This window comes from Niveispirillum sp. FG156 (assembly GCF_057809555.1).
On the sequence record NZ_JBMDKE010000019.1, the window covers coordinates 66482 to 91398 of the forward strand.

26 protein-coding genes are annotated in these 24917 nt (G+C 63.6%); 8 read left to right on the forward strand and 18 right to left on the reverse strand.

The window, feature by feature from the left end; all coding sequences use genetic code 11:
- Window positions 1–3: 3 nt before the first annotated feature.
- The 6 genes from puhC to idi are packed head-to-tail and all read left to right on the forward strand — an operon-like array spanning window position 4 to window position 4543.
- A complete protein-coding gene (gene puhC, locus ACODSP_RS13805) occupies window positions 4–498 on the forward strand; it encodes a photosynthetic complex assembly protein PuhC (protein WP_488966148.1) in 495 nt (164 codons plus the stop codon).
- Window positions 495–800, forward strand: coding sequence for a hypothetical protein (locus tag ACODSP_RS13810; RefSeq protein WP_488966149.1), 306 nt, complete (start codon window positions 495–497; stop codon window positions 798–800). The genes puhC and ACODSP_RS13810 overlap by 4 nt, the downstream gene beginning before the upstream one ends.
- A complete protein-coding gene (gene acsF / locus ACODSP_RS13815) occupies window positions 797–1906 on the forward strand; it encodes a magnesium-protoporphyrin IX monomethyl ester (oxidative) cyclase (RefSeq protein ID WP_488966150.1) in 1110 nt (369 codons plus the stop codon). Before ACODSP_RS13810 ends, acsF begins: the two co-directional genes overlap by 4 nt.
- Window positions 1907–1912: 6 nt before the next feature.
- Window positions 1913–2734: a putative photosynthetic complex assembly protein PuhE gene (gene puhE / locus ACODSP_RS13820; RefSeq protein ID WP_488966151.1), complete on the forward strand. Its 822-nt coding sequence runs from the start codon at window positions 1913–1915 to the stop codon at window positions 2732–2734.
- Window positions 2735–2767: 33 nt separating this feature from the next.
- Window positions 2768–3985 (forward strand): 5-aminolevulinate synthase, encoded by a 1218-nt coding sequence (gene hemA, locus ACODSP_RS13825; RefSeq protein WP_488966152.1) that lies wholly within the window; start codon window positions 2768–2770, stop codon window positions 3983–3985.
- Between the two features lie 15 nt (window positions 3986–4000).
- On the forward strand, window positions 4001–4543 hold the full coding sequence (gene idi, locus ACODSP_RS13830) for an isopentenyl-diphosphate delta-isomerase (RefSeq protein ID WP_488966153.1): 543 nt from the start codon (window positions 4001–4003) through the stop codon (window positions 4541–4543).
- Between the two features lie 171 nt (window positions 4544–4714).
- Here idi and pufC read toward each other — a convergent pair whose 3' ends face one another.
- From pufC to ACODSP_RS13890, 12 genes are all read right to left on the reverse strand, one after another.
- A complete protein-coding gene (gene pufC, locus ACODSP_RS13835) occupies window positions 4715–5824 on the reverse strand; it encodes a photosynthetic reaction center cytochrome PufC (protein WP_488966154.1) in 1110 nt (369 codons plus the stop codon).
- A gap of 13 nt (window positions 5825–5837) precedes the next feature.
- On the reverse strand, window positions 5838–6800 hold the full coding sequence (gene pufM / locus ACODSP_RS13840; protein WP_488966155.1) for a photosynthetic reaction center subunit M: 963 nt from the start codon (window positions 6798–6800) through the stop codon (window positions 5838–5840).
- A 12-nt stretch (window positions 6801–6812) separates the two neighbouring features.
- Window positions 6813–7658, reverse strand: coding sequence for a photosynthetic reaction center subunit L (pufL, locus tag ACODSP_RS13845; protein WP_488966156.1), 846 nt, complete (start codon window positions 7656–7658; stop codon window positions 6813–6815).
- Window positions 7659–7774: 116 nt separating this feature from the next.
- A complete protein-coding gene (gene pufA / locus ACODSP_RS13850; RefSeq protein ID WP_054166377.1) occupies window positions 7775–7972 on the reverse strand; it encodes a light-harvesting antenna LH1, alpha subunit in 198 nt (65 codons plus the stop codon).
- Between the two features lie 12 nt (window positions 7973–7984).
- Entirely contained in the window at window positions 7985–8206 is a 222-nt protein-coding gene (gene pufB / locus ACODSP_RS13855) for a light-harvesting antenna LH1, beta subunit (RefSeq protein WP_054166378.1), read from the reverse strand.
- Between the two features lie 116 nt (window positions 8207–8322).
- Entirely contained in the window at window positions 8323–8544 is a 222-nt protein-coding gene (locus tag ACODSP_RS13860) for a hypothetical protein (RefSeq protein ID WP_488966157.1), read from the reverse strand.
- A 47-nt stretch (window positions 8545–8591) separates the two neighbouring features.
- Window positions 8592–10031, reverse strand: a complete 1440-nt coding sequence (bchZ, locus tag ACODSP_RS13865; protein WP_488966158.1) for a chlorophyllide a reductase subunit Z — start codon at window positions 10029–10031, stop codon at window positions 8592–8594.
- Window positions 10025–11584, reverse strand: a complete 1560-nt coding sequence (gene bchY, locus ACODSP_RS13870; protein WP_488966159.1) for a chlorophyllide a reductase subunit Y — start codon at window positions 11582–11584, stop codon at window positions 10025–10027. Before bchY ends, bchZ begins: the two co-directional genes overlap by 7 nt.
- A 12-nt stretch (window positions 11585–11596) precedes the next feature.
- The gene (locus tag ACODSP_RS13875; RefSeq protein WP_054166382.1) at window positions 11597–12568 is read right to left on the reverse strand and encodes a chlorophyllide a reductase iron protein subunit X; all 972 of its coding nucleotides are present in this window, start codon (window positions 12566–12568) and stop codon (window positions 11597–11599) included.
- Window positions 12569–12603: 35 nt separating this feature from the next.
- The gene (bchC, locus tag ACODSP_RS13880; protein ID WP_488966160.1) at window positions 12604–13542 is read right to left on the reverse strand and encodes a chlorophyll synthesis pathway protein BchC; all 939 of its coding nucleotides are present in this window, start codon (window positions 13540–13542) and stop codon (window positions 12604–12606) included.
- Window positions 13543–13651: 109 nt separating this feature from the next.
- Complete coding sequence (locus tag ACODSP_RS13885; protein WP_488966161.1) at window positions 13652–14815, reverse strand: methyltransferase; 1164 nt, start codon at window positions 14813–14815, stop codon at window positions 13652–13654.
- A gap of 7 nt (window positions 14816–14822) precedes the next feature.
- Complete coding sequence (locus tag ACODSP_RS13890) at window positions 14823–15692, reverse strand: polyprenyl synthetase family protein (RefSeq protein ID WP_488966162.1); 870 nt, start codon at window positions 15690–15692, stop codon at window positions 14823–14825.
- Between the two features lie 102 nt (window positions 15693–15794).
- Between ACODSP_RS13890 and crtD the strand changes: the two genes are divergently transcribed.
- Both crtD and ACODSP_RS13900 read left to right on the forward strand, forming a co-directional pair.
- Window positions 15795–17372: a 1-hydroxycarotenoid 3,4-desaturase CrtD gene (gene crtD / locus ACODSP_RS13895; protein ID WP_488966163.1), complete on the forward strand. Its 1578-nt coding sequence runs from the start codon at window positions 15795–15797 to the stop codon at window positions 17370–17372.
- Between the two features lie 5 nt (window positions 17373–17377).
- Window positions 17378–18238: a carotenoid 1,2-hydratase gene (locus ACODSP_RS13900; RefSeq protein WP_488966191.1), complete on the forward strand. Its 861-nt coding sequence runs from the start codon at window positions 17378–17380 to the stop codon at window positions 18236–18238.
- 2 nt (window positions 18239–18240) lie between these two features.
- Here ACODSP_RS13900 and ACODSP_RS13905 read toward each other — a convergent pair whose 3' ends face one another.
- The 6 genes from ACODSP_RS13905 to bchI are packed head-to-tail and all read right to left on the reverse strand — an operon-like array spanning window position 18241 to window position 24887.
- The gene (locus tag ACODSP_RS13905; RefSeq protein ID WP_156344427.1) at window positions 18241–18399 is read right to left on the reverse strand and encodes a hypothetical protein; all 159 of its coding nucleotides are present in this window, start codon (window positions 18397–18399) and stop codon (window positions 18241–18243) included.
- Window positions 18392–19582, reverse strand: a complete 1191-nt coding sequence (locus ACODSP_RS13910; protein ID WP_488966164.1) for a phytoene/squalene synthase family protein — start codon at window positions 19580–19582, stop codon at window positions 18392–18394. The genes ACODSP_RS13905 and ACODSP_RS13910 overlap by 8 nt, the downstream gene beginning before the upstream one ends.
- Window positions 19579–21141: a phytoene desaturase gene (locus tag ACODSP_RS13915; RefSeq protein WP_488966165.1), complete on the reverse strand. Its 1563-nt coding sequence runs from the start codon at window positions 21139–21141 to the stop codon at window positions 19579–19581. Before ACODSP_RS13915 ends, ACODSP_RS13910 begins: the two co-directional genes overlap by 4 nt.
- Window positions 21138–22043, reverse strand: a complete 906-nt coding sequence (gene bchO, locus ACODSP_RS13920; protein ID WP_488966166.1) for an alpha/beta fold hydrolase BchO — start codon at window positions 22041–22043, stop codon at window positions 21138–21140. Before bchO ends, ACODSP_RS13915 begins: the two co-directional genes overlap by 4 nt.
- Window positions 22040–23875 carry a VWA domain-containing protein gene (locus tag ACODSP_RS13925; protein WP_488966167.1) on the reverse strand — a complete coding sequence of 612 codons (1836 nt, stop codon included), beginning with the start codon at window positions 23873–23875 and terminating at the stop codon, window positions 22040–22042. Before ACODSP_RS13925 ends, bchO begins: the two co-directional genes overlap by 4 nt.
- On the reverse strand, window positions 23853–24887 hold the full coding sequence (bchI, locus tag ACODSP_RS13930; RefSeq protein ID WP_488966168.1) for a magnesium chelatase ATPase subunit I: 1035 nt from the start codon (window positions 24885–24887) through the stop codon (window positions 23853–23855). The genes ACODSP_RS13925 and bchI overlap by 23 nt, the downstream gene beginning before the upstream one ends.
- Between the last annotated feature and the right edge of the window lie 30 nt (window positions 24888–24917).

Sequence of the window (24917 nt, forward strand, 5' to 3'; positions counted from 1 at the left end):
ATGATGCCATCCGCGCTTAGCCTGGGTTATCTCGACAGCCGGAAGCGGCGGGGGACGAACCGGTTCCCGCGCTGGATATTGCTGTCCACCGCTACGCTTCTGATCTTCGCCACTGCCGCCGTTATGTTCGGTCAGGAAACGGGGATCGGCGTGGTGCGGGAGGAGGCGAGCCGTCCTGTCGCGATCCGCGACATCACCATCACCCGCGCCGCAGGTGACAGGGTGATGGTCACGGATGCCACGACGGGGGCGGTGATCGCTGACTATCCCGTTGATGAGGGCGGGTTCGTTCGTGGCTCGTTACGGGCCTTTGAACGGATGCGCGATGTGGCTGCCGCACCCAAGGACGCGCCCTATCGTCTGATCCGTTGGGAGTCCGGTCGGGTCAGCCTGTCCGACACCGCGACGGGTGAACGCATCTATCTTGACGCATTTGGCCGGGACAATGCGGCAGCCTTTGCTGCCCTGCTCGGCCTGCAAGGGGGAGCAAAGCCATGAACCCGGTTTTTGCCCTGATGCGGCGGCGCGAAACTGTCGACTGCACTGTCGAGATCAACAATACGTTCGAAGCGCTGGGCGCTCATCTGCGCTTCGATAATGGCGTCATCGTCCATCCGGGTGACGAGGTGCTGGTGCATGGCGCACCGGTGCAGGTTCCCTATGGGCAAAGCCGCAGCTTCCGGCGGCAGGCCACCATCACCCGCGCCGGTGCGCTGGAGCGGGCCTGGACGCGGGCGACCGGTGATCTGGATATGCTGGAACTGTGCGAATTCAACTTCACGGAGAGGACGCTGTCATGAGCAACCAGGCACTGAAGGCCGATCTCCACGACCATGAACCCTCGATCGAGGAAAAGCTGGCTGCGGTCAATGACACCACGCGCAGCGCGATGGTCTCCACCATGCTGGCGCCGCGCTTCTACACCACCGATTTCGAAGAGATGGATCGGATCAATGTGGAGCCTGTGCGCGCCGAATGGGACGCCCTGATCGCGCAGATGCGCAGCGACCCGAACAGGGGACATTTCCGCCGCAATGCCGACTGGGACAATATCGACATCAACGATCTTGAACCGGCGCTGCGTGAAGAGTTGACCGATTTCCTGGTCTCCTCCCTGACGTCGGAATTTTCCGGCTGCGTCCTTTACAAGGAGATGAAGCGCCGGGGAACCAACAAGGAAATCTGTGAGCTGTTTGGCTATATGAGCCGGGATGAGTCCCGCCATGCCAGCTTCATCAATGACGCGCTGAAGGATTTCGGCATCGGTGTCAATATGGGCTTCCTGGCCAAAGCCAAGAAGTACACCTACTTCAAGCCCAAGTTCATCTATTACGCCACCTACCTATCGGAAAAGATCGGCTACGCCCGATACATCACCATCTTCCGCCATCTGGAAAAGAACCCGGATCGCCGGTTTCATCCGATTTTCAAATGGTTCAAGGAATGGTGTAACGACGAATTCTCGCATGGTGAGGCGTTCTCCCTGATCATCCGGTCCGATGAACGGCTGATGCAGGGCGTCAACAAGCTGTGGATCAAGTTTTTCTTATTGGCCGTGTTTGCCACCATGTATGTGCGCGACCATATGCGCCCGGCTTTCCATGCCGCCATGGGCGTGAATATTGATGATTACGACATGCGCGTCTTCCGCCTGACGTCGGAGATTTCGCGCCAATGCTTCCCGCTGGTCCTGGATCTGGACAATCCCGCCCTGCACGAGGGGTTCCGGCGTATGGAACGGATCAACCAGCGCATGATGGCCGCCAAGCAGCGCGGTGGCGTGGTGGGCGCGGTCGGCAAGGTCTGGTGGGCTGCGGCGGCGGGTGTCAACTTCCTGCGCATGTACATGATCCCGGCCAAGACGAACGCGATCCCCGCGACCTCGCGCCTTCAGCCGGTCTGGTAGGGCGCCATGGAAATCGCCAACCCGGTCATCGTTGTGCTGATCGCCATCGGGGTCTGGTGGCTGTCGACCGGGCTTGTGCTGGCCATGGTCCATCGGACCGAACGTGGTGGCTGGGGTCCGGTGCAGGTCATGCCGCTGATGACGCTGTTCGGCGTCGCCGGCGTCGGTCTGATGTGGATCGGGGGGCAGGAGAAAACCTCGTTCGGGTCCTATGCCGGGTTCTTCGGAGCGCTACTGGTCTGGGCCTGGCATGAGGCGGCGTTCCTGACCGGCGTGCTGATGGGCGGTCGGTCCGGGGAATGCCCGCCGGCCCTGTCCGGGTTCGCGCGGTTTCGGGCGGCGTGGGAAGCGATCTGCGATCATGAGATCGCCATCCTGATCACGGGGCTGGTGCTGTGGCTGATGCTGTCGGACAGTCCCAACCTGTTCGGTCTGGCGGCATTCGGACTGCTGTGGGGGATGCGGATTTCCGCAAAGCTGCTGATCTTCTTCGGGGCGCCCAATGCGATCAGCGAGTTGATGCCAAGCCGCATCGCGCATCTGAAAAGCTACTTCAAGACCGACCACCTGACGCCGCTTTTCTATCTTCTGATGGGGGTGGCGGTGGCCCTGTTCGTCCTTCTGGTCATCGCGGCCAATGAGGCGACACAGGATCATTCCGTGGTCGGGCACTCACTGCTGGCGACCTTCATGGCGCTGGCCATCCTTGAACATCTGGTTCTCGTCCTTCCCGTTTCCGATACGGCGCTTTGGCGCTGGGCGGTGCCGGGCGGGGGCAAACATGGCCACCCGCCCATTGTTGGGCCGGCGGCCGACAAGCAGCAATAAATCTGGGATACAGGGACGGAAAGGGGATTAAAGATGGACGTTTTCGCTCATATGCAGCAGGCATTGCTCAACCTCAAGACGGCGGGCAATTACCGCGTCTTCGCTGAGCTGGAGCGTCAGTGCAGTGCCTTTCCCAGGGCGACAGTCCATCGGGCCGATGGCGAAACAGGCGAAGTGACCGTCTGGTGTTCCAATGACTATCTGGGTATGGGACAGAACCCCAAGGTGACCGGGCGGATGACAGAAATCATCGCCAAATGCGGGGCAGGGGCCGGCGGCACCCGCAATATCTCCGGCACCAATCATTACCATGTGCAGCTGGAAAAGGAGCTGGCCGACCTGCATGGCAAGGAAGCGGCCCTGATCTTCACCTCCGGCTATGTCTCCAACTGGGCGGCGCTGGGCACCCTGCTGTCGCGCATTCCCGGCATCATTGTCTATTCCGATGCCCTCAACCATGCCTCGATGATCGAGGGCATCCGCCATTCTGGCTGTGAACGCCGTGTTTTCCGGCACAATGATTATCAGCATCTGCGCAAGCTGATGGCCGCTGATGATCCCAAGCTGCCCAAGATGGTCGCGTTTGAGTCCGTCTATTCGATGGATGGCGACATCGCGCCGATCAAGGAGATCTGTGGCGTTGCCGATGAATTCGGTGCCATCACCTATATCGATGAAGTACATGCCGTCGGCATGTACGGCCCGCGCGGCGGCGGTGTGGCGGAACGCGAAGGCCTGATGGACCGGATCACGGTCATCGAAGGGACGCTTGGCAAGGCCTATGGCTGCATGGGCGGTTATATCACGGGATCGGAAGTGCTGGTCGATTTCGTCCGCTCCTTCGCATCCGGCTTCATCTTCACCACGGCCCTGCCGCCGGCGCTGGCCGCCGGTGCCACCGAGGCAATCCGGCATCTGAAGGAAAGCCAGGTCGAACGAGCCCGCCACCAGGCGACGGTGGCCAAGGTGCGCCAGGCGCTGGACACGCGCGGCATCCCGCACATGCATAATCCCAGCCATATTGTGCCGGTGATGGTGGGCAATGCTGCCAAGTGCAAATGGATTTCCGACATCCTGTTGGATCAGTTCGGGATCTACGTGCAGCCCATCAACTATCCTACCGTTCCGGTCGGCACCGAACGTCTGCGCATCACGCCGACGCCGCTGCATACGGATGCCGATATCAAGCATCTGGCCGATGCGCTGTCGTCGCTCTGGTCGCAATGTGCCCTGGCGCGCCAGGTCGCCTGATCCCGGGAGGCGGCCATGGGCATGATTGATCGACAAATCATCATCCCGGCGGTGGCCGCCGACGGATCGCTTTATCCCATTGAAAAGATGCAGGCCCATATCACGGGCCAGCTGCATCTGGCGGTGTCGGTCTTCGTCTTTGACGGGGACCGGCTGCTGCTGCAGAAACGTGCGCAGGGCAAGTATCATTGCGGTGGCCTCTGGGCTAATACCTGCTGCTCCCACCCGCACTGGCGGGAAAGGGTGGAGGATTGCGCCGTCCGCCGTCTGACGGAGGAACTGGGGATCACGCTGCCCCTGCGGCGTCACCAGACCGTCGATTATGAGGCCGATGTCGGCGCCGGCCTGCGCGAGCATGAGCGTGTGACGCTGTTCAGCGCGTCGGCCGACCGGACCCGCTTGGTCCCGTTGCCGGACCCAGAAGAGGTTGCAGCCACCCGCTGGATCAGCTTGGCCAACCTCCGGCGCGAAATCGCGCACGATCCGGATAGCTTCACACCGTGGCTGCGGATCTATCTGGACCGGTTTCCCGACCTGTCCTTTGGCCAGGCGGCCTGACTTTCAAAGACATGGATCAGCGATGAGCGCCGGCGACTGCGGGCCCGTTTCACATGTGCCGGACAAAAGAAAACAGGGGGAGCCTTGCGGCTCCCCCTGGAGTTGTCGCCGTCATGGGGGAACGACGGCCCATGACAGGGAAAGCTGCGGGACGTGCCCGCAGCAGGCCCTTTATGGCTGGGTAACGGGCGTGGCGGCGGCGCCACCCAGCACTTCGGTCTTGCCCGGAATATAGGTGCTGAAGTTCGGCACGTCGGTCGAACCCTTGACCGCGACCGCGTCGATGTAATCCTTCAGCATGGACACGCCATAGAGCGGCTTCTGCACGCCGTTATGGCAGGTCGCACAACCGATCTTCAGGACATCGCCCTCCGGCCCCTTGCGGTTGGCCGGAAATACCGGGGTGAGACCCTGCATATAGTTTACGTTCAGATGACGAGCCATCTTGATGCCGTGCCAGGCGGTTACCCGCTGTGGCGGGCTCTGGTCCCAGTCATTGAAGGCGCGGGTGTTGTGGCAGGTCGTGCAATTCACGCCGAGCGATTCCGACATGTGCACCATCAGTGCCCATGTTTCTTCGGTTTCCTTGGTCCCGGCGGGATTCTTGCCCGTGGGAAGGGCCGTTGTGGAATGGACCCGGATCGGCTTGTCACCCAGCAGATAATCCGACAGGGCATTCTGCGGCAGGGATGTCTTGCCGGCATTGACCGCGACGACATTCTGGCCGCTGCGGTTGGAGGTCATGTTGCCCGCCGGTTTGGGATCCAGGGTAGTGCTCCACACCTGGGCCGGTACGCCCTTGCCGCGATGGCACGTGTAACAAGTGACGCCCGTTTGTGCGACATGGGCCTTCCAATCGACATTGATCGATTGGGTCATCTGGATCATGCGGCGGGCGACGACCTTCTGATAGATCTCGTCCGACGCCATATTGTCCGGGTTGTGGCAGTAGTTACAGCCAGCTTCCGGCGCCACCCATTCGGTGATGGAGGCCATGAACTGGTTGAACTGGTCGCCCGACAGATTGCCCAGGACCTGGACGTTCTGATAAAGGGCGGAGGCCTTGTCACCTGACGGATCAGCCTCCCACGGGGCGGGCGGGGCGACGTTGGCGGCCTTCAGGGCTGCCTCCGTCTCCACGTCGCGGTGGTGATACATACCGGTTCCGCGGAACCCGAGCTGGTCGGTGGCGACAGGCGGTGCATCCCAGCCGGCCCCGACGAAGCTGGCCACGGCCAGCAGGGCGCCGGCGGAGGCGGCGAATGGTAACCAGAGTTTCATGGTCCTCCCTCCCTTATTGCGCCGGATCGACGACGTTGGGCCACATGTCGGGCAGCGGTGAGACAAGCCCGTGGTTGACGCCCCACAGGTACCAGTTGTCGACCACGGTGCCGGTCAGCAGGATGCCGATGCCGCCCGTCAGCGGGGTCAGGATGGCGAACCACCAAGCCCAGCGGTGAACGGATTCCATGGTTGCGTTGAAACCCATCGTCCAGCGCCAGAACAGGGCGGCACGTTCCGAGGCGGTGCCCCGGTCGGTGATCTGCTCCAGCTCACGCTCGCCGCCATACTTGCCCACCGCCAGGATCGTCGCGCCATGCATGGCGAACAGCAGGACCGATCCGTACAGGAAGACGATGGAGAGGCAGTGGAAGGGGTTGTAGTAGAGATTGCCGTAGCGGATGGAGAAGGCGGCCGTCCAGTCCAGATGCGGGAAGATGCCGAATGGTACCGCCTCAGAGAAGTTGCCCATCAGCAGCGGGCGGATGAAGCCCAGCACCAGGAACAGCCAGATCGCCGCCGCAAAGGCCCAGGCGACATGCGTGCCCATCTCCAGCTGGCGTGCGCGGCGATAGACGCGAACCCACCAGAGCAGAACCGACAGGGTCAGGAAGAAGCCGGCGATCAGCCACCATCCCCCTTCCGCCAACGGCGGCAGCACCTTCAGCCCATATTTGGCCGCCGGCGGCTCCAGGCCCAGCCAGAAAAGCTGCCGCACGAACTCAATCGGGTCCCAGCCGACAGAGGCCAGCATGTTGAGACCGATGATCTCGAACGCGATGAAGCCGAAGACCAGCGACAGGGTGCCCAGATATCCTAGATAGATCGGTCCGATCTGCGCATTGCCGATGATGCCGAACAGACGCACGAAGAACGGCTTTCCGGTGCGCGGACTGTCACCCCGGGGCAGCGGCATGCCTTCTTCGGCGGGGCCGCTGACTTGGATCGGGGTGATGATGTTCTGATATTGTGCCATCACACTTCCTCCTCAGCGCCAGATCGGAAGTTCAAGCCACCAGCTCCACCACTGGGGCCAGCCCTTGTTCCAGAAGGGCCCACTGATGATGATGCAGACGGCACTCCAGAAGCCGGCATTCAGCGCCAGGATCAGGCCCAGCCGGTGAATGCCCAGGGTGCCTATCGAATAGCCGATGATGTCGCGGAAGAAGGTGTCTTCATATTCCGGCGTCTTCACCTCTGCCTGTTTGCCCGGCTCGTCCAGCGAGGCACCGGGATTGGCAGCGGACAGGATCAGACCACCATGCAGCGACAGCGCCAGCGTCGTCGTGAAGAAGAACGACACGGCGATCATGTGTGCAGGATTATAGTGGAAGTGCAGATACTGGTACCCGACGTTGGACACCCAGTCGAGATGACTGAAAATGCCGTATGGGAAGCCGTTCCCCCAGGCGCCCAGCAGCAGCGGGCGGAACACCACCAGCGTCGTATAGGCGAAGATGGCGAAGGAGAAGGCAAAAGGCACGTGGTACCCGATCCCCAGCTTTCGGCAGATTTCCACCTCGCGCAATGCCCAGGAGCAGAAGGCCCCCAAGGCGCAGACGGTGATCAACTGCCAAAGCCCCCCTTGTTTCAGCGGCGCAAGCGCCAGCCCATAGGACAAGTCAGGGGGAGCAATGGAAATCTGCCAGATATTCCATGTTGGCCCGATCGCCGCCCCGTACAGGATCAGCGCCGTACCCAAAGCGGCGAAAAAGGCGGTAGTGACGCCGAAGAACCCGACATAGAAGGGCCCGACCCAGAAGTCGAACAGGTCGCCGCCGATCAGCGTTCCACCGCGCACGCGATATTTGCGTTCAAAACTGAGCAGCGCCATGTACGTGCCCTCCGAGAGAGGCCAGCCAGTTGGTCATCCAGTTGGCGATGTCTTTTGGTGAAAGTTGGCGGCGGGCGGGGCCGTCACCGGCCACGCCTGCTGCCGTCTTGAGGTTCTCAGCCGACGCTCGGTTGATCCGCATCCAGGGAGAGCGAATGTTCGATCGCGCTGGTCTTGAGGGGCTTGCCCTCCAGCCAGTTGAACCGTTCAGTGCTCAACAGGACGAAATGGATCAGGATGGCGAGCGTGAACAGAAACACGGACAGTGCAACCAGCGCCTTGCGCGGGTCGAACATCAGCCAGATTCTCCACATGTCGCTTTCTCCTTAGCCGATCATCGGCAGCAGTGATTGTGCCGTTTGGCCAATGCCTTCCAGAGAGGCATAACCATTGGGCCCAGGGATCCACGGGCGCCACATCCAGACCAGAACATGCGCGGCGATAGCGATCGCCGTGAAGATCAGGAAGCCTTGGATGAAGAACGAATGGACCTCGCGAGCTTCGCTTTCGGTCAGACCCGAAAGTGAGACGTTTGATGAGTCAGCCATCAAATCCACCTCCTAGTCTCGAATGCCGCGGCGCCCCCGCGGCAGGGTTCCGGCAGTGCCACCATGGCGGCATTACCGGGTTTTTGACGGTGTCGAGCACACCGGCAAGGAAGCGGTTACACGTTGAACGCGTAACCAATAGCGGCGTGGGCCGACGAACGGGCCTCGGCAAAGATGGACTGCACCGGGCGCACAGCCCGGCGGTCGAAAAGGTGGGTGATCCGGCTGGCCATCGCGGCCACCAGGCAGAGCGGATAGGAGATCAGGAAGACGAGGCGCATTTCCGCGCGCTCCAACTGGCGGTCCCTGGCGCCCCCATGTCCAATGCTGAACATCATTTGTCCTCCCCGCTGCCATCCCTTGACGGCATCCTCTGATTACTTCTTCAAGCGTGTACCTTCGCCGCCCCGTCGAAATGACGCAGCGTGACTTCCGACGCACCGTCGCGGCGCGCCTCACGTTCGGCTGCTTCGCGCATGCGCTTGGCAGCTGAAATCCGGACCAGAACCGGTTCCGCAAGGATGCGACGCTCCAGGAGCGCCTGCGCATCCGCCGACCAGGGCATGGCGCCGCTCCGGGTTGTTGTCGGTTCGATGGCATCCAGTTCACCTGCCCGGGGTAGGATCTCGAACAGCATGTCGAACAGGGCGTTGCAGACCTCTTGGATCAGCCAAGCCGCCCCCGAATAGCCCATGACCGGCGTGCCGATATGGCGGCGGACAATGGCACCGGGATAGGAGAGCTGGATGAACTTGCCCCGCTGCCTACGTTCGCCCATGTACATGCGTTCATTGAAGGAACCGAACATCACCATCGGCGGCTTGCCGGTGATCAGGTCCTGGACCGCATCATTGTCGGTCTTGACCCCTGGCTTGCGTTGCACCGCGAAGGCGCAGGGCAGGCCCATTTCCTCTTCCAGGAAATTGCGCACGCCGCGCGTATAGGTCTCGCCCGCCACGATGGCGAAGCTGGCCGTGCCGAAGAAATCCTGCGTTACCGACCGCCAGAGATCCCAGAGCGGCTTCAGCGTCGTGTGCTTTTCCCGTTTGATGAACGGCTCCGGGTCCAGGCCCAGCATCTCGCCCAGCTGGCGCAGGAAGGCCGTGGTGGAATGGATACCGATGGGGGCCTGCAAATAGGGTCGATCCAAGGTCTCGCACAAAAGGCGCCCGAATTCCCGGTACAGACAGATATTGGCATCGGCATCGGCCAGCTTGCGCACATCATCGACATGGCTTCCCAGGGGGAAGACCATGTTGATCTCGGCCCCCAAGCCTTCGACCAGACGCCGGATTTCGGCCAGGTCAGACGGCATGTTGTAGGTGCCATAGATCGGGCCGATGATGTTGACACGCGGCTTGGCCCCTTCGGGCCGGCGCCGTGGGGCGGGGACCTTGCCACCCTTGGGCCCGAATTCCGTCCACAGCCATTTCAGGGCGCGGTCGGCACTTTGCCACTGATCCTCGTCGATGGTGCGCGGCAGGAAGCGGACGATGTTCGACCCTTCCGGTGTCACGCCACCGCCAATCATCTCTGCAATCGACCCAGTCACCACCACGGCGGGCAGGTTAGGGTCCAGCGCCAGACGCGCCCGCTTCATCGCCCCTTCGGTGCCGTGGCGGCCCAGCTCATCCTCCGACAGGCCGCTGACGACAATCGGCAGCTCATGCGGGGGCAGGGCGTCGGTATAGTGCAGGACGGAGGTGACAGGCAGGTTCTCGCAGCCCACGGGGCCGTCGATGATCACCTGCAGCCCCTTGATCGCCGTAAAGGCGTAGACGCTGCCCCAATAGCCACCGGCTCTGTCATGGTCGAGGATCAGCATCCGACGCTATCTCCATTCTCGACCGCATTGCGCGATTGGTTGACACGGGCACCGTATTTGCGGCGGAAGGCACTGCGGTCCTGGGGTACATCTTCCCAGATACCGGCGGCATCACCGGTGCCGACACCTTCAAAGAAGGCGTTCATGGCATCAAAGCGATGCTTGTTGGCAATGGCGGCGTTGATGACCGGTGGCAGCGACCCCGGACCCGCCGGGCCCATCAGGGGACGGGCGGAAATCAGGTTGGTGAAGTAAAGGGCCGGCGTTCCCGCTTCCTTGGCCTTCTGCACCACGGGCGTGGTGCCAATAGCCAGATCGGGCTTGAACTCGGCAAACGCCGCCAGATCCTGTTCCAGGGAGGCGCGGAAGCGGACGATCACGCCCTTGGCCTTCAGCCATTCCGCATCTTCGGCATTGTACGGCGTCTTGGGACAGGCCGTGCCGACATAGCGCAGGTCCGCCCCCAGTTCGACCAGCAACCGTCCGACCAGCAGTTCCGACCCTTCATAGCCCGACAGGGTGATGCGGCCATTGATGCGGTTGGCGGCAAGGCCCGCCGTGATGGCCGCACGCATGGCGTTGCGCGTCTGATCAATCCGCGTCTGCGGCACGCCGCAGCGCTGTCCGATGGCCGACAGCCAGGCATCGGTACCGTCCAGCCCGATGGGGGCTGACCCCACGATGGGCCGACCGGCGGCGGTGAATTCCCGGAACGTCGCCGTATAGAAGGGGTGGATGGCCGCAACAGCGGCGCAGTCCAGCGCCCCATAGAGATCGCGCCATTCGCGCACCGGAATGGTCGGCCCCACGGCCAGACCCATCGGCTCCAGCATATTGCCGATCACCACCGGGTCGGCGGGGAACATTTCCCCCACCAGCGTCACTGTCGGCTTGTCCTTCAGACCGGCGCGCGGCATCTGCACCGGGCCGGCCTCTGCCTCTTGCCTTGCATAGGCCAGCATGGCGCCCGACAGCACATCCTTGGCTTCCGCATGCGTGGGCACGCCAAAGCCGGGGACGTCGATGCCGATGATACGCACCCCATCGATCTGCTTCGGCAGCATTTTCAGCGGCACGCCAGAGGCTGTGGGCACGCAGAGATTGGTGACGATGACGGCATCATATTTGCCTGGATCGGCCATCTGATGCACCGCCTCGACAATATCCTCGTACAGCTTGCCGGTGACCAGCGTCTCCGAACTGAACGGCACATAGCCGACAGAGCGCTTGGCACCGTAAAAGTGCGAGGTGAAGGTGAGGCCATAGACGCAGCAGGCCGACCCCGACAGGATGGTCCCCACCCGCCGCATGCGCAGGCCGACGCGCAGTGACCCGAAGGCCGGGCACATGGATTGCGGCTGGTCATGCGGCCCCTTGGGGTAGTCGCGTTCCAGCCGGTCCATCACCTCGTCATTACCAGCCGCACGGGCAGCGGCACGTGACAGTTCGACACCGCCATGGCACCCGGCGGCAGTGGCAGAGTGTCCGTCGTCCCCCGAAAGGGCCGTCTCGCCGGCAGCGTCGCGTGTGAAGTCCAAAGGCTGGTCGTCCATCTTATGTGCCCCTCAGACCCGGTCGTAGATGACTTCGAGCGAGGCGCGTTTCAGCGCACCCGCAGGGCACATATCTTCCGGCGTGGCCGGTTCCAGCTGGAAATTGCCACCCGTCTGGCTGGCATCGAACAGGCCCAGCAGGCCATCCTGATCCAGTGGGCGGGGCAGCACCGGCGGGGCTTCGGCCAGATTGATGGACAGCGCCTCAAACAGCGGACCCCAGCGGTTATCGGGCGTGCCGATAATCTGGTAGTTGGCGCTTTTGCGGCGAATATCCTCATCCTGCGGGATGGAGGCCAGGACCGGGATGCCGACGGCGTCGGCAAAGGCCTGGGCCTCACCGGTGCCGTCATCCTTGTTGATGACCAGACCGGCCACACCGACATTGCCGCCCAGATTGCGGAAATACTTCACCGCCGAGCAGACATTGTTGGCGACATACAGCGACTGGAGGTCGTTGGAGCCGACAACCACCACCTTCTGGCACATGTCGCGGGCAATCGGCAGGCCGAAGCCGCCGCAGACCACATCGCCCAGGAAGTCCAGCAGGACAAAGTCGAAGTCCCATTCATGGAACCCCAGCTTCTCCAGCGTTTCAAACCCGTGGATGATACCACGACCGCCACAGCCACGGCCCACTTCCGGCCCGCCCAACTCCATGGCGAACACGCCATCGCGCTTGAAGCAGACGTCGGAGATGGACACTTCCTGGCCCGCATCCTTGCGGCGCGAGGCCGTCTGGATGATGGTGGGGCAGGCACGGCCCCCGAACAGCAGCGATGTCGTATCGCTTTTCGGGTCGCACCCGATCAGCAGCACTTTCTTGCCCAGCTGCGCCAGCATGTAGGACAGGTTGGCGAGCGTGAAGCTCTTGCCGATGCCGCCCTTGCCATAGATGGCAATGATCTGGGTTTCCTTGGTGACCTTGCCGACATGCGGCGCATCGGGTTCGATGGCCGCCTCTTCACGCAGGCGCCTGCTCATGGTTTTCGGGCTGCTGCGGACGTCCAGATCAAGACTCATGCGGCTTTCCTCCAGTCGATCACCATTTTCAGGCAGCCGAGGTCGTTGAACGCGGTTGAGTAGGCGGATGACGCCTGGGCCGGTGCGGCCCGATGCGTCAGCAACCCGTCGAGGGACAGGCGCCCGGTTTCCACCAGCGCGATGACGGCGGAAACATCCTCCGGGCGGAATTCCGCAGCGATGGACAACGTCAGTTCCCGCATGAAGGCCGGCGCGAAGGCATAGCCAACGCGTTCTCCGTAAAATCCTGCCAGAATCAGCTCCGCCGGCTTGCTCAGGCGTGTGATGATCCCGTCGATGGCGGCGGCATCGCCGCTGGCATCAATGGCGGTGCCGTAGCGGGCATCGCCGTCATCACCGGGATCGGTCACTGTGTAACCGGTGGCACCGGGACGGCGCGCAGACGCCTTTTCCCAGACAGTCGGTGCCGCAAAACCAAGGGCCATCACAATGCGGGCGATCAACCGCCCCAGCACGCCATGGCCAACAACCAGATCAACCGGCCCCCGTGCCCGCATCACCGCGTGGTGCGCGGTTGCCGCCAGGGCCAGCAGCACCCCATTCTCTTCCAGGTCCGGGCCGACCGTGAATACCCGTGTGCCCGGCACGATCAGTTGTGACGCATTGGCCCCGAACAGGCCCGCCGCATCGGCATAGCAACTGGCACCCGGTACAAACACCATCTCGCCAATCTGATGCCCGGACAAAGGTCCGGCCTGAACCACGCGACCGACGGTTTCGTACCCAGGGACCAAGGGATAGGCCATTCCGGGAAAGCGCGGCATGGTCCCCTGGAACAGCATCTTCTCCGTTCCTGTGGAAACGCCGCTGGCAACCGTCTCGACCACGACGTCGGCGGGGCCGGGAACGTGGAGAGCCAGCCGCCGAACGGCGACTTCTCCCGGTTTCTCGAACACGATGGCCGACGCGTACATCTTGTCGCCTCCCCAAGGCATAGCTTCTGATTACGCAAGTGTCATATTAAGTTGACACATATAACTGTCAATCAATATTTACACTTTTTAACCGTCCGGCACCGCCTTGCTATCGGCGCGCGGTGACCAAAGTGGCGATCAGCGGGTTCGACGTGGTCACCGTGCGAACCGCCTGAAAGCCGGCGGATGACAGAAATCCGGCGATTTCCTGTGCGCTACGGCAACGCCCGGACCCCATGGCCAGGAAGTAGAAGCCGAAATAGGCGGCGCTGAGCCGCGCGCCTTCCGACTTTCCATCCATGGCTTCAGCGACGATCAGCGTCGTTCCGGGACGCAACGACCGGTGGAGATTGGCGAGAATGGCCGCCACCCGCGAATCATCATGGTCGCAGAGAATCCGGACCAGGGTGACGCAGTCGGCATCATCGGGCAGCGGGTCGTGAACGAAATCCCCGCCATGAACCCGTGTACGCGCGCCCAACCCCAGTGATTCCAGATGGTGGACGGCACGGTCGGCGACGGCGGGAAGGTCGAACAGCCGCAGTTCCAGGCCGGCATGGCGGTCGGCTGCCGCTGCCAGGAACGCGCCGTCGCCGCCCCCGACATCCAGAAGGATGCGCGTCTGTCCGAAATCATAGGCTGCCAGGATACAGTCGGCCATCATGGCCTGGCTTTCCCGCATCAGCAGGGAATAGCCATCGACCTCTGCGGCCTGTGGCCCCCCGGTCCCCATTTCCCGTACATACGCCCAGTATTGGCGCAGTTCCGTCTGTGCGCCGGCAGTGCGCAGCAACTGGTCGGGTTCGGTCAGGTCGCGATACAGCATGGCATGGTGCAGCACCATGGCACCGAGTCCCCGGTCACTGGCCAGCACGGCCCCGGCATCATCAAGGACCCAGAAGTCGGGTGACGGTTCAATAAGAAGGTTCAGGGAAGTGCTGGCCCGCAGCAGCACGCGCAGGCGCCCTTCCGGGATGCCCAGACGCGCCGCCAGGGCCCCGGTTGTTGCCGGTGCGTCCTGCAAGGTCTCATAAAGCCCCAGCCGGACACCGGCCAGCAGCACCTGGGAGAAGATGAAGCCGCCCGTCAGGCGGAACAGGTCATTGGCCTTGCGGTTGCCAATGCTGCGCAACAGGGGGAGCCGGGCAATCAGCCGGCGGAACCGGGGCGAGGCCACAAGCCGGTTGCGCCAGAGCCGCAGGCGCAGGGCAAGCGGCAGGTTCTCCGTCAGGGCCGGCGGCATAATCTGGCTTTTGGCGGATTGTGCCGACATGCCTGTGTCAAGCTGCGCTGACAGAGAGCGTCTTTGGCATCAGCCGCGTCGCCTCGTTCCGGATCATCGCGCGGAACGCATCGCGTCCGGCACAATCGGGCACGCTGTCCGCCGCCGTTTCCACCAGGGTACGCAGATGGTTCAGCACGGCGGGAATGCCGAGCGAGATTGCGATATTGGGCTTGCCATTGCGCCCATCCTGGCCCACCGGTTTGCCCATGCTGCCCGTCAGGCCGATGGCATCATAAAGATCATCCGCAACCTGATAGGCGGAACCCAGGGCATCGGCCAAAGTCAGCCAATCCTGCGGGTTGCCGCCTGAGGCCAACGCGCCGGCGGAGACCGCGCCCGCGAACAGCGATGCCGTCTTGGCGCGATGATACTGGGTGATGTCGATCTCCGGCTCACTCTCCCATGCTTGGCCGGCGACAAGCCCATAGGGTGACCCCACGGCCTTGGCGATGGTGGCAATCAACGGCGCTGTAAGGCGGGGGTTGTGCAGGGTTTCCCGCGCCACCGTCTCAAACGCCGCCACGATCAGGCCGTCACCCACCAGAAGGGCAATATCCTCCCCGAACTCCGTATGCACGGATGTCTGTCCCCGGCGGGTGGCGGCATTGTCGAAGCAGGGCATGTCGTCATGCACCAGGGAGGCGCAGTGCAGCAGCTCAATCCCCACGGCAACCGCATTGGCGGCCTTTGGGTCCTGGTCACCGCAGGCCGTTGCCACGGCCAGACACAGACGGGGCCGGATGCGGGCGCCGCCGGGAAAGACCGCGTGGCGCAACCCCTTGGCCAGAAGTGGAGGACAGCCATTGGCCGTGGACAGCCGCAGGGCGAGCTGCAGTCCGGTTTCGATGCGCTCTGGCAAATCCATGGGGCCGTCTCCTTGCACTTATTTGTCAATTTCATTTGACGATAAAAAGTGTAAATCTAAATTGACACACCTTAAGCGAATGTCAATCCGCGAGGGACGGGCGTGAGCGGCGGAACTGAAAATGACGTGGTGATTATTGGTGCCGGGATGGGCGGCCTGTCGGCTGCCCTGGTTCTGGCCAGTGCCGGTTTTAGGGTCGTGGTGATTGATGGCGCGGCGGGGCCGGGCGGAAAATTGCGGCAGGTCGCGGCTGGCGGGCATTCATTCGATGCCGGTCCGACCGTTCTGACCATGAAGTGGGTGTTCGATACGCTTCTTTCCCGATGCGGCACGGCGTTGGAGAGGGAGGTTGGATTGGTCCGCTCCGACCTGCTGGCCCGGCATTACTGGCAGGGCGGTGACGGGTTGGACCTGTTCGCGGATGTGGGCCGCAACGCCGATGCCATCGGCGATTTCGCGGGCGCGCGGGAGGCTGCGGGCTTCCGACGCTTTGCCAATGACAGCGCCCGCATCTATCGATTGCTGGAACGCAGCTTCATTGATGCGCCCCGGCCCAATCCGCTATCGCTGTCGGCCCGCATCGGGCTGCACCGGCCAGGGTCACTGCTGGCGCTGAAGCCGTACAGCACGCTCTGGTCGGCGCTGTCGGGCTATTTTGCCGATCCGCGTATGCGGCAATTGTTCGGGCGCTATGCCACCTATTGCGGTTCGTCGCCGTTCCTGGCGCCGGCCACGCTGATGCTGGTGGCGCATGTGGAACAGGATGGCGTGTGGATCGTCCAGGGGGGCATGCATCTGCTGGCCCGGCGCCTGATGGCGGTGGCGGAACGTCTGGGGGTCGTGTTCCGGTTCGCAGAGAATGTCGTGTCCATCGATAAGGACCGTTCGGGCCGTACCGTCACGGGTGTCACGACTGACCAGCAGCGGCAGATCAGGGCGGCATCGGTGATCTTCAATGGTGATGCCGCGGCCCTGGTCCCGTTGTTGGAGCCGGGCAAGGTGCCGCGCCGGCGGATGGGGCAGCGGTCTTTGTCTGCGCTGGTGGCCTGCGGTCCGGCCATCACGTCGGGCGTACCGCTGGCCCATCACACAGTTTTCTTTTCCGACGATTACAAGGCGGAATTCGACGCCATCCTGCGTCAACATCGCCCCCCGGCGGACCCCACAATCTATGTCTGTGCCCAGGACCGCAGCGATGCCGGCGCCTTGCGCGGGACGGCGGCGGGCAACGGGGAACGGCTTTATAGCCTGATGAACATGCCGGCGGACGGCGATGACCATGCCTATACGGAAAGCGAGATCGACCGATGTCTGTCTTCGATGGAACACCGTCTGGCCCGCAACGGGCTGACCCTGCCGTTGGACAGACGGGTGATGTCGATAACGGCACCGGATGGTTTCAACCGTCTGTTTCCGGGTACGGGCGGCGCGCTGTACGGGATGGCATCGCATGGCGCCATGGCGTCCTTCCGGCGGCCATCGTCGCAGGGCCCGATCAAGGGCCTGTATCTGGCGGGGGGCAGCGTGCATCCGGGGCCGGGAGTACCGATGGCGGCCCTGTCGGGCAAGATCGCAGCCGAACGGTTGCTGGCGGACCGGGCTTTGATCGGCCGGTCCCGCCCGGTGGCTATCACTGGTGGTATGCCGATGCGGTCAGTGATTGCGGACACTACGCCCTGACCATCATTGCCTTCGTCGGCTCCGTCTTCTCCCCCTATTATCATTGGTCCGGGCGGGGGCGACCCGAGGATCATGTCGCCTTCAACGTCGCGCTCTATGGCCCGAACGGCAATATCTGGTGCATGACCGAACGCGGGCAGGCCAGTCTGGACCGTGGGCGGGATCACCTGCGGATCGGGTCCAGCGGCATGGCCATGCGCGATGGCAGGCTGGTGATCGATTTCACGGAAACGGCCCTGCCCTGGCCGGGGCAGCGGCTGATGCCACGCCGCGTCTCGGGCCGCGTTGAGTTGCACCCGGATATTGTCAGCGATGGTCATGTCGATCTGGATGCGGAGGGGCGGCATGTCTGGTCCCCCCGCATGCCCAAGGCCACGGCGATTGTCAGCTGCGATGCGCTGCCGGGCGGTGGCTGGCGGGGGCGTGCCTATCATGACATGAATTATGGGCCGCGCCCGATTGAACAGGATTTCATGGGCTGGGACTGGGCGCGGGGCAATGTGGGTGCCGGGGGAGATGCCGTCATCCTTTATGATGCCATACCGCGCATTGGGGCGCCCCGTCGTCTGGCCCTTCGGTACAGCGCTTCAGGAACGCCTGATATCCTTGACCTGCCGGTGCGTCAGGAACTGCCGCGTGGGTTCTGGGGCGTGCGCAGTGGTGTTGCCTGTGACGCGGACTGGTCCCCGACGCTTGTTAAGCGGCTGGAGGATTCGCCCTTTTATACACGGGCCTGCATAGAGACCACGCTGGGTGGACAACGACTGGAGATGGTCCATGAGACGCTGGATTGCCGCCGGCTGTCCAATCCATTGGTGCGGTTGATGCTGCCATTCCGCATGCCGCGTCAGGCCCGGTCGGGCTGAATTCACGGGGTATTATCGTCTGTCTTGGCCTGCTTGGCCTCCCGCGCGGCGCGATCCTGCTTCTCATACCGGCGCAGGTCACGCCGCTGCCATATGTAGAAGGCGATGGCGAGGCCGAAGACCATTCCCGCCTCGATCAGCCCAAAATAATTCTCAGCCAAGATGCGCCACCTTCTGCCAGCGTTGCAGGCGTCGTGCGCGCCGGTCTTCAAGCCGCCGCCGGTGGAGATCCATCAGGATGCTGGTTACCCGCTCAATCTGTGATCCCTGACTTTCCGTCGCCACACGCTGGCTTTCCGCCGCTGCAAAGGCGTCGGCTGCGGCGGCAACAAGGCGAGCAACCGACGGATCGGCGGGCGCCGATGCGGCCATGGCGGCCCTATCCGGGGACAGGATGACAGGCCGGCTGGCCCGCAACACCAGGGACAGTTTGCGCGACAGCGTGGTCCGGGCGCGCTGGGAAACACTGTCATAGCCGTTTTGGGCGATGCAGCGCCCGATATCCTGATAGGTCAGGGCGGCGGTGCGGATGGCGTGCAGGCAGCCTGCGGGCAGGCGGGCGATACCGGCATGGCCCAGCAGGTAATGGCGATCCGCCTCATCCAGCAGCCGTTTTACCACCCCGGCCAGCGCCGGCGTGAAACGGGGATTGCGCAGAAAGGCATCGCCCTCTATCCCGGCGTCGCGCAGCCAGTCCAGTGGCAGGTAGAGCCGGCCATTGCGTGCATCCTCCCCCACATCGCGGGCGATATTGGTCAACTGCATGGCAAGGCCCAGGTCGGCGGCCCGCGCCAGGGTCCAGGCATCGCCGGTCCGCATGACCAGCGACATCATCAGCCCGACAGTAGAGGCCACCCGCGCCGCATATTGCTTCACCTCCGCAATGCTGCGGTACCGCCGGTCCACCATATCCATGGCAAACCCGTCCAGCAGGGACAGTGGGATGGTCTTGGGAATGCTGTGACCGCCCACGATGCGTTCAAAGGCGCGGTCACAGGCATGGTCGCAAGGCACACCCTCATAAATCCTGTCCAGCCGCTGCCGCAGGCGCAGCAGGGCGTCGGGCCGCCGGGCCTTATCATCGATCAGATCGTCGGAATGGCGGCAGAAGGCGTAGAGCGCGTGGGCCGCTTGACGTGTGCTGCGTGGCAACAGCAGGGAGGCAATGTGAAATGATTTCGATCCGCGCCGGATGGAGGCGGTGCAGGCATCCAGATCCACCCCGTCACCGGTAAAGCCGTAATTCATGTCCACCGTCCGTCGCGGGGCCAAGCGGCCCTTGTCAGAGCCGTCGGATGAAATCCCGATATCGTCGCAATCATTAGCGGGTTGCCTGTCCTTCACGGTCGGTTGCTCCCCCTGCCGTGACCGGTGACCGCAGCGGCATCCGGAACCAGCCCATCCACGATCCGCGCGGACGACAGAACACCGGGCAGCCCCGCGCCCGGATGCGTCCCCGCCCCGCACAGGAACAGATTGTCCAACTCCTCGCTGCGGTTATGCGGGCGGAACCAGGCGCTTTGCAGCAGTTTGGGTTCCAACGCGAATGCCGCCCCCTGCCAGGACAGAAGCCGGTCGCGGAAATCCAGCGGCGTGGCCATCTTGGACACGACGACATGGCGCTCCAGATCAGGCAGAAGCGTGCGCGACAGATGAGCCGCGATCCGCTGCCGATAGGTTTCCGCCATGTCCTGCCAGTCCGTGGTGCCACCCAGATTTGGAACCGGACTCAACACATAGAAGGCGTCGCAGCCGTCAGGTGCCACGCTGGGGTCCACGGCGCTGGGGCGGTGCAGGTAAAGGCTGAAATCATCGGCTAGATGCTGCCGCTTGAAGATGTCGGTCAACAGGCCCTTGTACCGGGGGCCGAACAGCATGGTGTGATGATAGACATCGTCATAGCGGCGGTTGGTGCCGAAATACCAAACGAACAGCCCCATCGAATAATCACCGCGCGCGATTTTGGCATCGGTCCAGCGGCGGCGGGGGTGATGGCTCAACAGTTTGCCATAGGTGGTGGCCGGGTCACTGTTGGAGATGACGATGTCCGCCGGCACAATCTCTCCCGATTTCAGGCGCACACCGGTGGCCCGGCGCCCCTCCGTCAGGATGGTTTCAACCGTCTGCCCCAGCCGGATGACGCCGCCATTGCGGCGGACCAGATTGGCGATGCCATGGACCAGGGCGTTTGTGCCCCCCACGGCATAATGCACCCCATACCGCCCCTCCAGATGCGCGATCAGGCAATAGAAGGAGGTGGCGGAAAACGGATTGCCGCCAATCAGCAGCGGATGAAAGGAGAAGATGTTGCGAAGCCGTTCGTTCCTGAAATGCTTGGAAACAACCGAATAAACGGAACGATATCCGCCCAGGCGGACCAGTCCTGCCAGGGTTTTGGCGGTGAAGGCAAGGCTGTGGAAAGGCTGATCGGCCAGTTGCTCAAAAGCCACCTCATAAATCTGGCGGCTTTCATCCATGAAGCTGCGATAGCCCGCAACGTCGCGCGGGTCGAACCGTGCAACCTCTGCCTCCATGGCCGCCGGATCGCCGGAATAGTTGAACCAGGCACCGTCATCGAAACGGATCTTGTAGAACGGATTGCAGGGCCGGATCTGCACATCATCGGAAAGGCGCCCGCCGCAATCACGCCAGAGATCCTCAAACATCCAGGGCGCGGTGATAATGGTCGGGCCGGCATCGAAGACGAAACCATCCTGCCGGTGGGCATAGGCCCGGCCCCCCGGTGCATCCAGCGGATCGATGATGGTGACGCCGTAGCCGCGTGCCGCCAGCAGGGCACCCGCCGACAGGCCGCCCACACCCGCACCGATGACCACGGCCTGGGGCCGTGACGGGTCGGGTGCCTGGGCGTCGGGCCTGATATGGGGGGTGATCATGTTCATGCGGCATCCACCCGGCTGGCGGGGCAGGCCCGTATGGCGTCGGCAATCAATCCCGCGACCATATCGGCCCTGACCTCATGCAGAAGGTGACCGCCACGATCCACCGGCCTTAACCTTGCATCCCGCGCGATATCCCCCGCATGGCGCGTGTCTGACCAGGGAACCATGGGGTCATCCTTTGCGGCGATCAGCGTGGGCGGGACGGGAAGGGCCGCCAGCAAGGCATCGAACCGTGTCAGATCCCATGCTGCCATCATCCCCAGCGCACCGCGCACGTGACTGGAGGAGGTGAGCAGGCGGCGATAGAGCACTGCCCCGGCATTGTCGATCTTTGATCCCGTGGCCGTCAGCAGGTTATCGCCGAACCAGCCGCCCCGCGCCGCCGCCGCGAACAGGCTGGCCGACAGGGGGGCGGCGAACAGCGCCTTTGCCAGGGGAGAGAAGATCCGGTCCCCCCGGATGGGCCGAAAGGCGCCATTAATGGCCACCACCGTGGGGGGCGGTTTGACCGCGTCGCCCCTGCCCAACGACACCGCGATGGCCGCACCCGCCGAATGACCGATAATCACCGCCGGCACAATGCCAAGGGTGGTGATCAGCGCCTGCACCGCCATCCGCATGCCGTTCAGCGACAGGTCGGGCCAGCTTTGTGGCCGGGTGAAGCCATGACAGGGCAGGTCCGGCGCCACGACGCGGTGTGTGGCGGCCAGTATCGGCAGCAGATGACGCCAGGAATGGCTGGCCGCCCCGGTCCCATGCAGCAGCAGCACGACCGGCGCGTCGGCAGGCCCCATTTCCTGCACATGCCAGCGCAGTCCGGCGACATCGACAAAGCGGCTGGCCGCCCGATGGGGCCAGTCCAGTCCGTCCCTGTTCCAGTCCAGCCAGGTGCCGTCCATCATGCGGGTGGCCCCCGATGCATGGAGGCGCGGACAATCTCCGACATGTGGGCGGCGTTGGCCTGACGCAGAAGGTGCAGGTCCGCGCCCAGCAGACCCGCCAGATTGGTGACGCTGTCACGCGGCCGCCGCGCAATATCGATGCAGATGGATTTCAGGCCCTGTGCACGATATAGCCGGGCGATGGTTTCTGTCTGACGTCCGGCCAATGCGCGGTCGGCGGTACCGTCCAGGGCGATGTTGCCGCTGCCATCGGTCATGACCACCACGACCGGCGTGCTGCCCCGGCGGCGCGCGGCCAGCGCCATTTCCAACCCGCGCTCCAGCCCGGAGGCGAGCGGCGTCGGTCCCCCGCCCGGCAGGGCCGCCAGCTTGCGTTTGGCAGCCACCAGCGACCGGGTCGGTTGCATCAGGATTTCGGCGGCCTTGCCCCGGAAGGCGATCAACGACACCTCATCCCGGCGGACATAGCAACTGGCCAGCAATTGTTCGATGGCCCCCTTGGTTTCCCCCAGCCGCTCCAATGCCGTGGAGCCCGAGGCATCCACGACGAAGATGGCTGTCGATGCCTGTTGATGCTGCCGCCGGCGATAGCGGAAATCCTCCTTCCGGATCAGCAGGCCGGTGGGGGTGATCCCCGTCTGCGCCACCATCAGGCGGGTACGCAGCCGCTGCCAAGGGGCGGCGGCGCGGAGGGTTTCCACCAAATCGGGCCGGGCATCGGGGAAGGGCGGCGTATTGCTGCTGCCGAAGGGACGACCGCGCCGGACATTGCGGGCGGTCGCCCCGCCTTTGCCGGTACGGCTTCCCTGCCGTGCCGCCCGTTCACCGACCGTCAAAGTCAGGCCGTCGATCGCCCCCTGTTCCACAGCGGCCAGCAGTTCCGTCAGGCTGTCCAAATCTCGCGGCATTCCATTGCCGTCGCTTTCGCTGGCCTCTCCGGGTGGGGGCTGGTTCTGCGCATCCTGCGCGGTGGCGGGCTCTGGTGGCGGTGGGGCCTGGTCGGCTGAAGGCTGGCTTTGCGTCAGTCTGACGCCCAGGCAAAGACGCAGGGCCGCCACGGCATCCTGTGCCTCCGCAACCACCCGCCCACCAAGGGCCGCATGGATGCGGGTCACCTTTGATACGTGATGGAGGAGACGGACAGACATGTGACCGGTTGCGCTTGTGATGGTGCAAAGCTGCTCCAACATGCCATCGTTCAGGCGAACCGACCGCCAGTCCGTTGCGGATGCCCGTGCCGTGTCCGGCACTACCGCTTTAATGGTTTGCAGCATCACGCCATCCAGCTGGATATGCAGACCCAGCCGGTCGGACAGGCAGGACGGTATCATCTCCTCCGGTGCCGATGCCTCATCCAGGGCAACGATGGTGACGCGGCTGGGGTGCCGTGCTTCGTTGGCGTTTGGCCGCAAACGGGGGCAGGTGCGTGTGTCCATGGCCTCCGCGATCATGGCCGCCGCACCGGGGTCCAGCCGTTCGGCCATGGGAATGAACAGGATGCCCCCATCCGCCGCGGCCAGGATGCCGCTGTCCCAGACAATGCGCCCTGCCGCCGTGGATCGGGCAATATCCAGATGCCCGCACAGCGCCGTGGCGGTGGTACCCGGCGGCAGCCTTGTTGCCCGGCGCGGCTGGGTCAGGGCGCAGAGATGATCCAGGAAATGATCACGGATACCCGAGGCCCGCGCTGTCAGCCAAAGCCCCCCGATCTCCGGCCCAGCCACTGTCAGAATCCGCGCCGCCATCATTGCGTCGCGCCAGCGATCCTCGCTCTGCCGCTGCAACGCGTCGAAGGGGCCGTCGCCATCTTCATGCATGGCCGTGCCCGGCATCAAGGGCCGCCAGGGCGCGTTCGATCCGGGGGGCGGTTCCCGCCTCGTCCATCGGATCGCGGCGCAGACGGTGGCAAAGCACCATCGGTGCCACCTCCTCGATATCCGTCCAGTTTACCTCCAAGCGCGCGTCCAGCGCCGCCGATGCGCGCCCCGCCCGCATCAGGGTCAGTTCACCGCGCATCCCATCGATGCCCAGCCGCATGCATAGCTGTGACAGGCGGAACAGGATGGCATCGGGTACTACGACCTGCTTCATGATCTTGCGCGCGGCCACGACCCGGCTGCGGATGGCGGTGTCCCGCTTGGCCCAGCTTGCCACGAATGCTTCCGGGTCAGTTTCATAGGCGTCGCGGCGGCGGATCACCTCAATCCGCTGCTTCAGGTCCATGATGGTGCGTACTTCCACCGACAGGCCGAACCGGTCCAGCAATTGGGGCCGCAGGTCGCCTTCCTCCGGATTGCCGCTGCCGACCAGCACGAAGCGGGCGGCGTGCCGGATGCTCAACCCTTCCCGTTCCACCACGTTGACGCCGGATGCCGCCGCGTCCAGCAGCAGATCAACCAGGTGATCTTCCAGCAGATTGACCTCATCAATATATAGAAAGCCGCGGTTGGCGGCGGCCAGCAGGCCCGGCTCGAACGCCCGCTCCCCCGCTACCAGCGCCTTTTCAATGTCCAGCGATCCGCAGACCCGGTCCTCCGTCGCGCCCAGCGGCAGGTCGACCATGGGCGTGCGGATTTTCACCAATGCCGGCTTTTCCGCCCCCGCAGCCTGACAGCGGGCGCAGGCCGGCTGTGGGTCATTCGGCTGGCAGTTATAACGGCAGTTGGTGCGCGTCTCGATCTTGGGCAGAAGTTCGGCCAGGGCGCGTACAGCGGTCGATTTGCCTGTGCCCCTGTCACCCATGACAAGCACCCCGCCCAGCAGCGGTTCAACCGCCGCAAGCAGAAGCGCCTTCTTCATATCCTCCTGACCGACGATGGCGGAGAATGGAAACGGCTTAGGCATGGGACACGTTTCCCCCGAAGAGTGTCAATC

What these genes read in the sequence shown, in the direction of transcription:
- puhC (WP_488966148.1), top strand. Translation starts at nt 4, where the DNA reads ATGCCATCCGCGCTTAGCCTGGGTTATCTCGACAGCCGGAAGCGGCGG.
- ACODSP_RS13810 (WP_488966149.1), top strand. Translation starts at nt 495, where the DNA reads ATGAACCCGGTTTTTGCCCTGATGCGGCGGCGCGAAACTGTCGACTGC.
- acsF (WP_488966150.1), top strand. Translation starts at nt 797, where the DNA reads ATGAGCAACCAGGCACTGAAGGCCGATCTCCACGACCATGAACCCTCG.
- puhE (WP_488966151.1), top strand. Translation starts at nt 1,913, where the DNA reads ATGGAAATCGCCAACCCGGTCATCGTTGTGCTGATCGCCATCGGGGTC.
- hemA (WP_488966152.1), top strand. Translation starts at nt 2,768, where the DNA reads ATGGACGTTTTCGCTCATATGCAGCAGGCATTGCTCAACCTCAAGACG.
- idi (WP_488966153.1), top strand. Translation starts at nt 4,001, where the DNA reads ATGGGCATGATTGATCGACAAATCATCATCCCGGCGGTGGCCGCCGAC.
- pufC (WP_488966154.1), bottom strand. Translation starts at nt 5,824, where the DNA reads ATGAAACTCTGGTTACCATTCGCCGCCTCCGCCGGCGCCCTGCTGGCC.
- pufM (WP_488966155.1), bottom strand. Translation starts at nt 6,800, where the DNA reads ATGGCACAATATCAGAACATCATCACCCCGATCCAAGTCAGCGGCCCC.
- pufL (WP_488966156.1), bottom strand. Translation starts at nt 7,658, where the DNA reads ATGGCGCTGCTCAGTTTTGAACGCAAATATCGCGTGCGCGGTGGAACG.
- pufA (WP_054166377.1), bottom strand. Translation starts at nt 7,972, where the DNA reads ATGTGGAGAATCTGGCTGATGTTCGACCCGCGCAAGGCGCTGGTTGCA.
- pufB (WP_054166378.1), bottom strand. Translation starts at nt 8,206, where the DNA reads ATGGCTGACTCATCAAACGTCTCACTTTCGGGTCTGACCGAAAGCGAA.
- ACODSP_RS13860 (WP_488966157.1), bottom strand. Translation starts at nt 8,544, where the DNA reads ATGATGTTCAGCATTGGACATGGGGGCGCCAGGGACCGCCAGTTGGAG.
- bchZ (WP_488966158.1), bottom strand. Translation starts at nt 10,031, where the DNA reads ATGCTGATCCTCGACCATGACAGAGCCGGTGGCTATTGGGGCAGCGTC.
- bchY (WP_488966159.1), bottom strand. Translation starts at nt 11,584, where the DNA reads ATGGACGACCAGCCTTTGGACTTCACACGCGACGCTGCCGGCGAGACG.
- ACODSP_RS13875 (WP_054166382.1), bottom strand. Translation starts at nt 12,568, where the DNA reads ATGAGCAGGCGCCTGCGTGAAGAGGCGGCCATCGAACCCGATGCGCCG.
- bchC (WP_488966160.1), bottom strand. Translation starts at nt 13,542, where the DNA reads ATGTACGCGTCGGCCATCGTGTTCGAGAAACCGGGAGAAGTCGCCGTT.
- ACODSP_RS13885 (WP_488966161.1), bottom strand. Translation starts at nt 14,815, where the DNA reads ATGTCGGCACAATCCGCCAAAAGCCAGATTATGCCGCCGGCCCTGACG.
- ACODSP_RS13890 (WP_488966162.1), bottom strand. Translation starts at nt 15,692, where the DNA reads ATGGATTTGCCAGAGCGCATCGAAACCGGACTGCAGCTCGCCCTGCGG.
- ACODSP_RS13915 (WP_488966165.1), bottom strand. Translation starts at nt 21,141, where the DNA reads ATGAACATGATCACCCCCCATATCAGGCCCGACGCCCAGGCACCCGAC.
- bchO (WP_488966166.1), bottom strand. Translation starts at nt 22,043, where the DNA reads ATGATGGACGGCACCTGGCTGGACTGGAACAGGGACGGACTGGACTGG.
- ACODSP_RS13925 (WP_488966167.1), bottom strand. Translation starts at nt 23,875, where the DNA reads ATGCCGGGCACGGCCATGCATGAAGATGGCGACGGCCCCTTCGACGCG.
- bchI (WP_488966168.1), bottom strand. Translation starts at nt 24,887, where the DNA reads ATGCCTAAGCCGTTTCCATTCTCCGCCATCGTCGGTCAGGAGGATATG.